We start from the raw sequence: 14,717 nt of genomic DNA, 5'->3' as shown, positions 1-14,717 counted from the left end.
AACTGTTTTCTCGGGTGTTCCTAATAATGGTGTCATTTCAACATCAATTATAAAAAGTACAGGAACATATAACCTAATTGGGAATCCATATCCATCAGCTATAGATATTGATTTGTTCTTGACCGATTCGAGTAATGCTAGCGTTGTAAATGGCACTATTTATTTGTGGACACATAATACTGCAATAACTAATAATGTTTATTCGTCTAATGACTATGCAAAATATAATTTTACAGGGGGTGTTGGAACGGGAACTTCTGCTCTCACTGGAGGATTTTTACCTACTGGAAAGGTTGCATCTGGTCAAGGATTTTTTATCGAAGCCAATTCGTCTTTAGCTAATGGAACTTACACCGCTACCTATAGAAACGCAATGCGTGTAGCATCAAATAATACTCAATTCTTCCGAACAACTGATGCTTCTAATTCAGATAGTTCTATTTCTAGTTCATTAGAAAAACATAGAATTTGGTTGTCTTTATCTAGTGCCCTTGGTTCCTATAATGAAATGTTATTGGGATATGTCGAAAATGCTACTAATGATTTTGATCCTTTATTTGATGGAAAAACTTTAGCTGTGGGCAATCCCGTTTCACTATTTACGACGGTTGGAACCGATGATTTATCCATTCAAGGGAGGGCGCTTCCATTTAATGGTTCAGAGATCATTCCGCTAGGATACAGCACCACAGTAAATGGGCAATTAACTGTTAATTTAGAAAATTATGATGGGTTATTCTCCAATCAAGAGGTGTATTTGTTGGACAAATATTTGAACATTTGCCATAATATAAAATCGGGAGTTTATAATTTCACTACTACAAATGGCACTTTTAGAGATCGTTTCGAATTGCGATTTACCAATACGACTCTAAATATCAATACGCCAAGTTTTGATTCCTCTGTGATTTTGGTAACAAATGATAAAAAACTTAGCATTTTTTCGGGTACGTATACTATTAATAAGGTAGAAATTTTTGATTTGCTTGGTAAAAAACTATACTATGACGATAAACTAAATACCAATAATCATCATGTAGAGTTACCGATTGCAACTCAAGCTATTATAGTAAAAATAACAACAGATACTAATGTAACTACGGTCAAAAAAGCAATGATTAATTGAAATTAGACAATACTATAATTTGAGGTATTGATTACTATCAAAAAAAATTAATTGTACTATACACTAAAAGGTTTGGAGCGTTCCAAGCCTTTTTTTGTGTTTCATATTATACAACTCCCCTTTTTATATCGCTTTTATTAATAAATAAAGTGAGTTCGATAGTAGCTTTTTAAAAAATTGCTGATACTAAATTAAAATCAAATAGTTTACTTTTTTTCTGTTTAGCAAATAAAAAAATACATGCGAAAACTTTTAAACCATTAAGATAGTGAGATAATTAAGGTTTTCAATTTTCTTAATTCTTAATGTTTCAATAAAAAAATATATTTATTTAAAATCGAACTCACGTTAATTACAAAAGTTACAATCGGGTATTTTCAGCTGTTTTCCAGAAATATTCCCTTTAGGTAGAAAAAGTGATTACAGCAAGAAATATGAAATCAGTCAAGAGCAATAGGCATCGTTTATAAACAGCCATACATTTACAAAGCAGCTTACAAAAACCAATTTCAATCCTGTTTCAGTTGCTGGCACCTAACCCATTGCAACTGTTGTGCTCCATCAAAAAACAAAGTATGCTAGTATTTTCAGGTACCAGAAGCTATATATAAGTCGGTCAAATGCATCATTTCAAGCTAAAAAACAGCTGATTTATGTTTATTGCAATTTAAACGACTTTTTGAGTTAGTTACAGAAGTAATTCTTATTAGTAAAAATTTCGTCATAAATTTGTACCATAAAATAAATATAAATCATTTCATTCTATATTTTTTTATTTTAAGTTAAACTTAAAGAAGACAATTATAAATAGGTTATAACAACTCAATAAAAATAGGAATATAATCAAAATTTTATAAGCATAATTTGTAAGTTATTATATATAAAAAGTATAAAAAATGCATTTTTATCGATTTTTTTTGCCTTTAATCGATGAAATTGAAATTTTTTATATACTTTTGAATTGTCAAAAATCATTAATTAAAGCTTTATTAATTAAGTAAATTAAATAGTTTAATTTTAAAGCGTAATTACATACAAAATATGAAACAATTATCACTCAAATCGAAAAAAGTAAATTTGTTGTCTTCTTTTACAGAAAAAAAACAAGTTAAAAAAAGTACCTTTTGTATTTCAACAAAAGTGCTTATGTGCTTCTTTGTTGTGTTGTCATTAACTCATTTTGCAAAAGTAAACGCCCAATGTAGCACTGTGATCAGCAGTTCGCTGCCGATTAATTCAGTGGCAACAGTTACTACATTTGCGGGCAGTGGCGCCGCAGGCACTACTAATGGTACTGGCACTGCAGCTTCTTTTAATACTCCGATTGGAGTGGCCAGAGATGCTGTAGGGAATGTATATGTTGCTGACTTATACAATAATTTAATACGTAAAATCACTCCAGCAGGTATCGTAAGTACTTTTGCGGGCAGTGGCGCTGCAGGTAATGCCAATGGCACCGGAACGGCTGCATCGTTTAATAGCCCTATCGGTATAACCACCGACCCTTCAGGCAATGTTTTTGTAGCTGATTTGGGTAATAATTTAATCCGTATGATTACGCCAGCAGGGGTCGTGAGCACCTTAGCGGGAAGTGGTATTGCGGGTAATACCAATGGCACCGGTACCGCAGCTTCGTTCAGAGATCCTTTTGGGTTAGGTACCGATGCAGCAGGAAACGTATATGTGGCAGAAAGAGGCAATGACCTTATTCGTATGATAACACCAGCGGGTGTGGTGACTACTTTCGCTGGCAGCGGTGTTTCGGGCAATGCCAATGGCACCGGCACTGCAGCTTCGTTCAACAATCCTACCGGTATCGATACTGATGCGGCAGGCAATTTATATGTATCCGATTTTGGAAATAACCTTATTCGTAAAATAACGCCGGCAGGGGTGGTAACCACTTTAGCCGGCAGCGGTGTTTCTGGATTTACCAATGGAACTGGCACTGCAGCTTCATTTAATGGACCCTTTGGAGTAGGTACTGATCCAGCCGGAAATGTATATGTGGCAGACAGGGGTAATAATGTACTTCGAAAAATTACACCAGCTGGGGTTGTAACTACTTTGGCAGGAAGTGGTGTTAGTGGCAACGCAAACGGAACCGGTACTTCGGCTTCCTTCAATGCTCCGGTGGGTATAACTACCGATGCCATTGGTAATATTTATGTGGCAGATCAAAACAATAATGTTATTCGCAGAATAGTTACCAATGAAACAGTGAAAGTATGTAGCGGAAGTCCGGTTACCTTAACTGCAAACGGAGGCGTAAGTTATTCATGGTCGGGCCCACAAGTGATCACCAATGGGGTTGCTTTTAATGCAACAGCCAGTGGGGTGTATACCGTTACGGTTACTACTGCCGGTGGTTGCACCGTTTCTGATGTGATTACTATTGACATTAGTTTACCAACAGTAAGTGCGGCCTCTAGTACCCCATCCGTTTGCGTCAACACGGCCTTAACAAACATTACGCATACGACCTCAGGATCACAAGGAATAGGAAGTGCAACAGGATTACCGGCAGGTGTTACTGCTTCTTGGGCAACCAACACCATTACCATTAGTGGTACACCCACCACTGACGGAACCTTTAATTACACCATCCCTTTAATTGATGGTTGCGGTAGCGTTCAAGCAACTGGTACCATTACGGTAGCGACGGCTATCACCGTAAGTGCTGCATCCAGCACGCCAACCTTATGTATCAACACAGCGCTTACACCCATCACCCATACAACAACTATGGCAACAGGTATTGGAGCTGCAATCGGCTTACCAACCGGTGTTACGGCAACTTGGGCGAGCAATACCATTACCATCAGCGGAACACCAACTTCATCAGGAACATTCATATACAATATTCCTATACTAGGTAGTTGTGCAACTATAAATGCTACCGGAACCATTAATGTTAATCCAGCTAATACTATTGTACTATCTTCAGCTTCAGGCCCAGATGTGCAATCATTATGTATTAATACACCCATAATCAACATTACTTATAACACTTCGGGGGCAACGGGTGCAGTATTTACCGGGCTACCTGCAGGAGTTACCGGAACCTGGGGTTCTAACCTGGCCACCATCAGCGGAACGCCAACGGTGACTGGTATTTTCAACTATACGGCTACTATAACAGGGGGTTGCGGAACCGCTTCCGGAACTATTACCGTTGTATCAATTGCACCTGCTGTCGGTTCTTCCCGCGTATGTGTCAATACGGCTTTGACATCCCTTACACATGCTACCGTTAATGCTACAAGCATAGGAACCCCTACCGGCTTACCACCAGGGGTAACTGCCTCATGGGCAAGCAACACCATTTCCATCACTGGCACTCCTACTGTAACAGGAACTTATAATTATAGTATACCCGTGGCCAATGGTTGCAATGCTACCGGAACCATCATAGTTGATGCGACTGTTGCCGGCATATCCTTAGGTACGATTCCTGCTATATCGGTGGGTACCACTACGGTAAATTTACCTTTTTCAAATGCTACTGGATTTGCTAACTATAATATAACCTGGAGTGCAGCTGCCTTAGCGGCGGGATTTGTTAACGTTAACAATGCATTATTGCCTGGTCCTACTGGTTCACTACCGATTACAGTTCCAGCAATTGGCCCGGTTTCAGGATCGTTATATTCAGGCACATTTACTATCGTAACAAGTTGTACAGGATTCGTTACTAACTATGGTTTTAATATATCCTTCATAGGCAATAATGTGCTGGATAATCTTAATCTAACCGCTGCAACGCCATCTGCTATTGCCCTTAGTACCCGACGAGTTAGTTCTTTCTATACAGGTCCAGCTTTCCGAATTCGCAGGAGTTCTAATAATGAGCTACGGGATGTTTATTTTGACGGAACCGGAAATGTATCATTATCATCGCAGGTGAGTATATCGGGCGGTGGTGCGGCTACTGCAACCACACTAGGAACATGGATTGGCAGCAATTCGGGTATGGTTGCTATTTGGTATGATCAAAGTGGAAAATGGCAAAATGCCACACAAACAATCAATAGTCAACAACCCCGTTTAATCAATGCAGGTACAATAGATGTAAAGAATGCACGTGCAGCAGTTAGACACCTGGCAGCAGGAGGAAATTTCTTATCGGTGCCAACACCAATGCTTACCAACAATTTCTGGACCGTTAATGCGGTTGAGTCTATGGATGGTGGCGCCAATAACCGTATGTTATCGGGGATGGGTAACTGGCTGCTTGGCTTTCATGGTGGAAGAGAAAATTCTTTCTACTTCCAGACTGGAAACGGCCAAACCTTAGGTGACGGATTTACCGCATCTACAACGAATCAGATTTATACAGCTATTGGTCAAGGATCTTCTAATGCGCTGGTTCATCGAAATAGTGCTTCCATCTCAGCACAGGGCGGAGGGGTAGCTTCCAACCCGCCTACCTCTCTTTTAACGAGCTCTTATCAAGGTGGATCTGAATTCTCCAATGGTACTATGCAGGAGATATTGGTTTTTGCAAATGCAATATCCGCACCTGAGCGCACGACTATTGAATGCAGTCAAGCAAGTTATTATAACATTACTTTGGCTGCACCTGCTATTACACTACTCGGTAATCCTAATCCGATTCCAGTGGGTACTACTATTGCAAATTTACCATACGCCAATGCCAGTGCCAATCAATACAGCATTACCTGGAACGCAACGGCTACCGCGGTAGGATTTGTAAATGTGACCAATGTAACATTACCTGCAGGGTCAATACCTATTGCCGTGCCCGCTAGCGGACCGGTAGCAGGATCATTTTACACGGGAATACTAAAAGTTAGTTATACTTGTAGTGCCGCCGTAAGCATCGATTATCCGATTACTGTTTTTATTACGGGAAGTAATAACGTACTGGATAATCTCAATCTAACCGCAGCAAACCTTTCTTCTGTAGCTTATGGCTTAAGAAAATTAAGTACTACCTATAATGGACCAGCCATGCAGATTAGAAGAAGCAGCGACGGTGAACGACGGGATGTATACTTTGACGGAACCGGCGTTTTATCATTAAGTTCATTAGTGAGTGCCGCTGGCGGTGGTGTTGCAACTGCCACTACCCTTAGTAGTTGGATAGGTGCCAATTCGGGCACGGTTGCGATATGGTACGATCAAAGTGGCCGATGGCGCAATGCGTATCAAAACATCATTGCCAATCAACCAAGGGTAATCAATGCCGGTGTAATTGAAACACAAAACGGCAAACCAGCGATTTTTTTAAACGGAACAACTTCTTACTTGGTTGAGTCTACTTTAACTGTTTCCAATCCTTATTCTATGAATACGGTGGCGTCTCGCACGGCGTCTAATGGAAATTATCAACGCCTCATCAACCTCAGCAGCACGGGCGATGCATTCGGTTTCCTGGGAGCCAGTGTAGGCAACTACGCCACATTTGCAGGCAATGGTGTCTCCTGGAACGATGCTAATGCTAACGCTCCTGCCAGAACAGTTGGATCCACTTCGTCTATTTTAACCATGACGGCTGCCACAGGCGGTAGCGGATTGCTTCCGTATGTCAATGGGATTGTTCAAAACGCTAAAAATGGAACAGCCGCAACTTCAACAGGGTTTTTAATAGGGGCACCTTACAGCGGAAATCAATTAGCCCAATTATGGACCGGTTACATTTCTGATTTTGAAATTTTCCCCGCAATATTGCCAGCTACGGCAAGAATAGCAATGGAATGTAATCAATCTTTATTTTATAATATCAACACCAACAATTTAACATTAGGTGAAACAACTCCAGTTGCTGTGGGCAACACCTCTACAAGTTTACCCTTCTCAAATGCTACTCAAATTACAAATTATAGTATTACCTGGGCTGCAAATGCCATCGCTGTCGGATTTGTAAATGTTACGAATGCAGTGTTGCCAACAAGTCCAATTCCTGTTGCACTGCCAGCCAGTGGCCCTGTAGCCAATACCCATTATACCGGATTACTTACAGTGGTGAACAATTGTACTGGATTAGCATATACTATTCCATTTAATGTCTACTTCATCGGAAATAATGTACTGGATAATCTCAATCTTACTGCATCAAGTCTTTCCTCTGTTGCCTTTGGCTTGCGAAAACTGAGCAGTACCTATAACGGGCCTGCCGTAAAAGTGAGAAGAAGCAGCGATGGCGAGCAACGCGATGTGTATTTTGACGGAACGGCCTTGTCGTTAAACTCCCAGGTTAGCGACGCAGGTGGCGGAGTGCCAACAGCGACTACCCTTACCGCTTGGATAGGAAGCAATTCGGGAACCGTAGCCATTTGGTACGACCAAAGTGGTTTATGGCGAAATGCTGTGCAAAGTACAGTAGTCAGTCAGCCACGTTTAATAAATGCTGGTGTTATTGAATTGCAAAATGGCAAACCAACACTAGTTTTCTCGGGAGCGCAATCATTTCAAAGTGCTGTTACTTCCACGCAGTGTGCAGGAGCGGGTATAAATACTACCAGTAATTTTGTTTTTCAAAATAGTAATGTTAACTCTTCTTTGTTAAACTCAAATAATTATAATATCCACGCAGCTTGGTCTGATGGAAATACCTACTTCGATATTCCTAACAGAATCGTTACCGCATTAACTTGGTCCAATTATTCCATCGGTACTTTTAGAAGAAGCGGCACACAGGCAGATGTTTGGAAAAACGGAACTAATTCTTTAAATACTTCAACGATGAGCGGCACCATAAGTGGCTCTGCACCCATGTCGATTGGATCGAATATAAATGGAAAATTAGGTGAGCTTACTATTTTTCCAAGTGGCTTAACAACAGCTGCAAGAATAGTGTTAGAATGCAATCAATCGGCCTATTTTAATTTTCCTACTACGACGCCTTCGTTAACGCTGGGGCAATCTACTCCCATTACCGTAGGGACTACCACAACAAATTTACCCTCCTCCAACATTATTGGAGTATCAAATTATAATATCACCTGGAACGCAGCAGCTTTGTCGGCAGGATTTGTAAATGTTACCAACGCCTTATTTGCAAACCCATTGCCTATTGCCGTGCCTGCTACTGGCCCAATAGGAGGGCAATTTTACTCGGGCGTTTTAACCGTAATTAACAATTGCTTGGGTTTGAGTACAAACTATGGATTTAATGTATACTTCATAGGCAATAATGTGCTGGATAATCTTAGTCTTACCGCAGCAACGCCCGCTGCTGTTGCCTATAGCTTACGAAAACTGAGCAGTACCTATAACGGACCTGCCGTACAAATAAGAAGAAGCAGCGATGGCGAGCAACGCGATGTGTATTTTGATGGAACGGGTGCCTTGTCATTAACAACATCACAGGTAAGTGCTGCGGGAGGTGGTGAAGCAACAGCGACTACCCTTGACTTATGGATAGGAAGCAATTCGGGAATGGTAACGGTTTGGTACGATCAAAGTGGTTTGTGGCGAAATGCTACACAAAACGTATTAAACAATCAACCACGGGTCATTAATGCTGGTGCTATTGAATTGCAAAATGGCAAACCAACCTTGGTTTTCTCGGGAAATCAAACTTTTCAAAGTCCGATAACTTCTAATCAGAGTTCAGGAGCGGGTATCAATACTACTAGTAATTTTGTTTTTCAAAATAGTACTGTTAACTCGTGTTTGTTAAACTCAACTAATTATAATATTCACGCACCTTGGTCTGATGGGCAAACCTACTTCGATATTCCTTCCAGAATCAACACCCCTTTAACATGGTTAAACTACTCCATCGGTACTTTCAGAAGAAATGATTCTCAGGGTAATGTATGGCGAAACGGAAATAATTCTTTATCCAGTTCAACGATGAGCGGAACCATAAGTGGAACAGCTCCGATGTGGATTGGAAGTAGTGGAAATGCTAATTTTATAAATGGAAAATTGGGAGAGCTAACCCTTTTTGCCAGTGCAATATCAGCGCCTGCTAGAACCGCAATGGAATGTAATCAGGCAACTTATTATACTATCACTATGGCAGCGCCAAATTTGACACTGGGTACTTCAAGTCCAATTTCATTAGGTACTACCACTGCAAATTTACCATACACCAGTGCCAATGCAACAAATTACAGCATTACCTGGAGTGCAGCTGCTATCTCAGCAGGATTTGTAAATGTTGCCAGTACTTTATTACCAGCAGCGTCAATACCGGCACCGGTACCTGCAGTTGGCCCGGTAGGTGGACAATCGTATACGGGTGTTTTAACAGTAACCAGCAGTTGCTCCGTGGGCAGTGCAAGCTATCCGTTTACCATTTTTATAACCGGGAATAATGTGCTGGATAACGTAAACCTAACTGCTGCAAACTTTTCAGCAGTTGCCTATGGTTTGCGCAGATTGAGCAGCGCCTATACCGGACCAGTTATGCAAATAAGAAGAAGCAGCGATGGTGAGTTGCGTGATGTATTCTTTAATGCAAGTGGTGTTTTAGCGTTAAATTCTGTAGTGAGTGCACCAGGTGGTGGCGCTGCAACTGCCACTACCCTTAGCGGTTGGATAGGTGCCAATTCGGGCACAGTGGCCGTATGGTACGATCAAAGTGGCCAATGGAGAAACGCAAGTCAACCTACTGCTGCCAATCAGCCACGTATTATCAGTGGAGGTGTCATCGAAACGCAAAGTGGTAGACCTTCTATTCGTTATACAGGTTCAAGTTTTCTTACCCATACTGCCTTTCCTACTACTGGTTTTACGGGCTTCTCAGCCAATGTGATTGCAAGATGGACCACAACGGGCACTACTACTGGAACTATTCAAGCATTAATAGATAACAATCATAACGGTGGACAAGGATTTATTTTTCAAGACCGCCCTGATATTACGGGAATGCCAATTACATATGGGGTTGCAGCCACGCCAGCATGGGGAGCGTCTCAGGATAATATTCAAACAGGTAATGGAAGCAGCCGCATTCTAACATTTGTAGCAGACAGTTCTATATCTTCAGGATTCAGAGATGGTATTGCTTTAACTACTAACCCAACATCTGGCACGAATTATATTTTACAAAACAGATTCATGATAGGCGCTTGGTTTAATAATGGAAGTATCACACGATATACAACAGGAAACATTCCGGAAGTAATCGTATTCCCAAATGCTTTGTCAACCACTGCAAGGGTATCACTAGAGTGTAATCAAGGTCTTTATTATAGCATACCCATTGTCACACCACCTGTACTCACATTGGGAGCTTCCACACCTATTGCACTAGGTACTCCAACTGCCAATTTACCTTACACCAATAGTACTGCAACACGATACAGTATCACTTGGAACGCAGCTGCTATCTCAGCAGGATTTGTAAATGTTAGCAATCAAACATTACCGGCAGGTTCAATACCTGTTGCAGTTCCTGCAGTTGGTCCAGTAGCGGGACAATCTTATATGGGTATATTGAATGCTTCAACGGGTTGCGGAAGTACAAACTATCCGTTTACCATCTTTATCACCGGAAACAATGTTTTAAACAATGTAGCTCTTACTGCAGCAAACTTTTCTTCTGTTGCTTATGGTTTAAGAAAGTTGAGCAGCGCTTATAATGGACCTGCCATGAGAATAAGAAGAAGCAGTGATGGCGAGTTGCGTGATGTTTATTTTAATGCAAGTGGCATTCTAACGTTAAGTTCATTCGTGAGTGCTGCAGGTGGTGGCGCTGCGACGGCTACTACCCTTAGTAGTTGGATAGGTGTCAATACAGGAACTGTAGCCATCTGGTACGATCAAAGTGGGCAATGGAGAAATGCAAGTCAACCTACTGCTGCCAATCAGCCACGGGTAATTAATGCCGGAGTATTAGAAACACAAAACGGAGTTCCGTCTATTTATTTTACAGGTTCAAGTTTTCTTACACACACTGCATTTCCAACTACAGGATTTACGGGCTTCTCAGCCAATGTAATTTCAAAATGGACTACAGTGGGTAGCACGACCGCATCTATTCAAGCATTATTAGATAATAATTATACCGCTACTCAAGGATTTGTAATTCAAGACAGACCTGATGTGGTTAATAAACCGATAGGATTTGAAATTAAGGCTGCTGCTTCATTCCCATCATTACTAGACAATACACAAACTGGTAATGGCAATTGCCGTATTCTCACCTTTACAGCAACCAACACTACTGTTTCAGGGTTCAGAGATGGAAATGCAATGCCAACAGCTTCTATCACCAACACAAATTACATTTTACAAAATAGATTCATGATAGGCGCCCGGTTTAATAATGGTTCCATCTCCAGATATACAACAGGAAACATCCCCGAAGTAATGGTTTTCCCGTCTGCTTTATCCACAAATGATAGAATTGCATTGGAGTGTAACCAGCGTAATTATTATAATATTGCACTGCCAACAGTTACTTCTCCGTCGATTAACCCAACAGTTTGTATCAATACTGCAATGACAAACATCACTCATACAACTCTAGGTACAAACGGTATAGGAACTCCAACAGGTTTACCTGCAGGGGTAACCGCTTCATATGCGAGTAACACCATCACCATCAGTGGTACGCCTACCGTTTTTGGCACATTCAATTACAGCATCCCATTAACAGAAGGATGTGGAGCAGTGAATGCAACAGGAACCATTATTGTAACCCCTACTAATACATGGGGAGCGGCCTCTTCTACCCCAACCGTTTGTATCAATACTACATTAACAAACATCACACATACTACTGTGGGAGCCACGGGTATTGGAGCTGCAACAGGCCTTCCTGCGGGAGTAACTGCTGCATGGGCATCAAACGTTATTACCATCAGTGGTACACCAACAGTTGCGGGAACCTTTCCTTACAGCATTCCATTAACAGGTGGCTGTGGAACAGTAAATGCAACCGGTACCATTACGGTTACAAATACAGGAACCGTTAATACCTCAGGGGGTTCCTCTACCACGCAAACCCTATGTTTGAACACACCATTGAACAACATAACTTATAGCACCTCAGGAGCAACCGGTATCGGAGCAGCAACAGGGCTTCCACCGGGAATTACTGCTGCTTGGGCTGCTAACGTTATTACCGTTAGCGGAACACCCTCTGTTGTAGGAACATATAATTACAGCATTCCGCTTACTGGTGGTTGCGGCAATATAGCTGCCACAGGAACCATTACCGTAAATCCAAACAACACAGCTAGTGCAGCTTCGGCAACACCAACCTTGTGTATCAACAGTGCATTGACTGCTATTACGCATTCGACCACTGGAACACAAGGTATAGGAATTGCAAACGGTTTACCTCCGGGTGTTACTGCCAGCTGGGCAAGTAATATGATTACCATTACCGGAACGCCAACTGTTACAGGTACCTACAATTATTCCATTCCTTTAATTGCTATTCCAATTATAGGCAGTTGCGGTGTGGTAAATGCAACAGGTACCATCACAGTAATTAATAATACTGTTTCTGCAGCTTCATCAATGCCTACTGTATGTATCGATACGCCAATCACAAACATAACCCATACTACTACCATCGCAACCGGTATCGGAGTTGCAACAAACCTACCAACCGGTGTAACAGCCACTTGGGCAGGTGATACCATTACGATTAGTGGTACGCCTACCGTTTCCGGAACATTCAGTTACAGCATTCCTTTAACAGGAGGTTGCGGTACTATAGTCAATGCAACCGGAACCATTACGGTAACAGCAGACAATACTGCGGGCGTTGCCTCAACCGAACCAACACTTTGTATCAATTCAGCTTTAACAGCGATTACGCATACAACAACTGGTGCAACAGGAATCGGAGCAGCAACGGGACTTCCGGCGGGAGTAACTGCAACGTGGGCATCAAACGTTATCACCATCAGTGGTACACCAACAGTGGCGGGAACCTTCCCTTACAGCATTCCATTAGCAGGTGGCTGCGGAGTAGTAGATGCAACGGGTAGCATTACAGTGGAAATTAATACAGCCGGACTACCTTCAAGTAATCCCACCCTGTGTATCAATGCGCCTGTACTACCCAATATTATACGAACTACAACAGGAGCAACTGGTATCGGGATTCCTACGAACCTGCCACCAGGGGTTACTGCAGTTTGGAATACAAATGTAATTACCATAAGCGGTACGCCAACTGCTAGCGGAATTTTCAATTATTCAATTCCTTTAACAGGAGGTTGTGGATTTGTGAATGCAACAGGTACCATCACTGTAAATGAAGATACTGTTTCCATTGCATCTTCCACGCCCACGCTTTGTATCAATACGGCGTTAACTGCAATCACGCATACAACTACCGGAGCCACAGGAATTGGTACTGCAACAGGATTACCGGCCGGTGTAACGGTTGCTTGGTCAGCGGATGTGATTACCATCAGTGGTACACCAGCAGCTGCGGGAACCTTTGCCTATAGCATACCCTTAACAGGTGGTTGCGGAACGGTAAATGCCACCGGAACAATTACGGTTAATGGACCATCCGGTCAACCTACCTTAGGTTCCTTGGTGCAACCAACTTGTGCCGCTATGATTGGAAGTTTTACTATTACCAATTACAATGCCTCTTATACTTATACTGCTTCACCTTCAATTGGTGTAGTAATATCAGGGGCAAATGTCTCAGCTCCAGCGGGTACGTATACCATTTCAGCTTCTTTTGCAGGTTGTTCCTCTCTACCCTCTGCTAGTGTGACGCTCAATGCTTTACCAACGAATACTTGGAATGGTTCTACTTGGTCATTAGGTTCTAATCCTACAAGTTCTCAAGTTGTTGTTTTTGCTGGAAATTATACTTCTTCAACAGATTTAGTAGGTTGCTCTTGCTTCGTTAATTCGGGAACTGTAACTATTAGTGCTGGAAATACATTAACCATAACCAATGCGGTTACGGTAACGCTTGGTACGTTAATCTTTGAAAATAGTTCAAGTTTAGTGCAAATCAACGATGCTTCAATCAATACTGGAACTATAATTTATAAAAGAAACTCTTCACCACTAAAACAATATGATTTCACCTATTGGTCTTCTCCTGTAGCCAGCACTCCTTTAAGTCAATTAGCCACAGATTCCGTATTTTATTCATTCAGCCCAACTATTAACAACTGGGCTTACGAATCAAGCACTACAATTATGGCTCCTGGAGTGGGTTATATAGCAAGAGCTCCCGACAATTTAACCTATAGTCCAACTCAAGTAGTAGAAACTGTTTTCTCGGGTGTTCCTAATAATGGTGTCATTTCAACATCAATTATAAAAAGTACAGGAACATATAACCTAATTGGGAATCCATATCCATCAGCTATAGATATTGATTTGTTCTTGACCGATCCTAGTAATGTTGGCGTAGTTAATGGCACTATTTATTTGTGGACACATAATACTGCAATAACGAATAACATTTATTCGTCTAATGACTATGCAAAATATAATTTTACGGGGGGTGTTAGAACGGCAACTTCTGCTATCTCTGGAGGATTTTTACCTACTGGAAAGGTTGCATCTGGTCAAGGATTTTTTATCGAAGCCAATTCGTCTTTAGCGAATGGAACTTACACCGCTACCTATAGAAACGCAATGCGTGTAGCATCAAATAATACTCAATTCTTCCGAACAA

At 41.6% G+C, this 14,717-nt stretch carries 2 pseudogenes; both read left to right on the top strand.

The window, feature by feature from the left end:
• Positions 1–1,126 (top strand): annotated as a pseudogene (locus ACIQ2L_RS13545) (calcium-binding protein); the annotation flags it as partial.
• A 1,041-nt stretch (positions 1,127–2,167) separates the two neighbouring features.
• Positions 2,168–14,717, top strand: a pseudogene (locus tag ACIQ2L_RS13540) (hypothetical protein); the annotation flags it as partial.

This window comes from Flavobacterium sp. (assembly GCF_044369455.1).
In the GTDB taxonomy this organism is placed as follows: Bacteria; Bacteroidota; Bacteroidia; order Flavobacteriales; family Flavobacteriaceae; genus Flavobacterium.
Note: the sequence above shows the minus strand (reverse complement) of the source record. Positions and strands in the feature narration are given on the sequence as shown.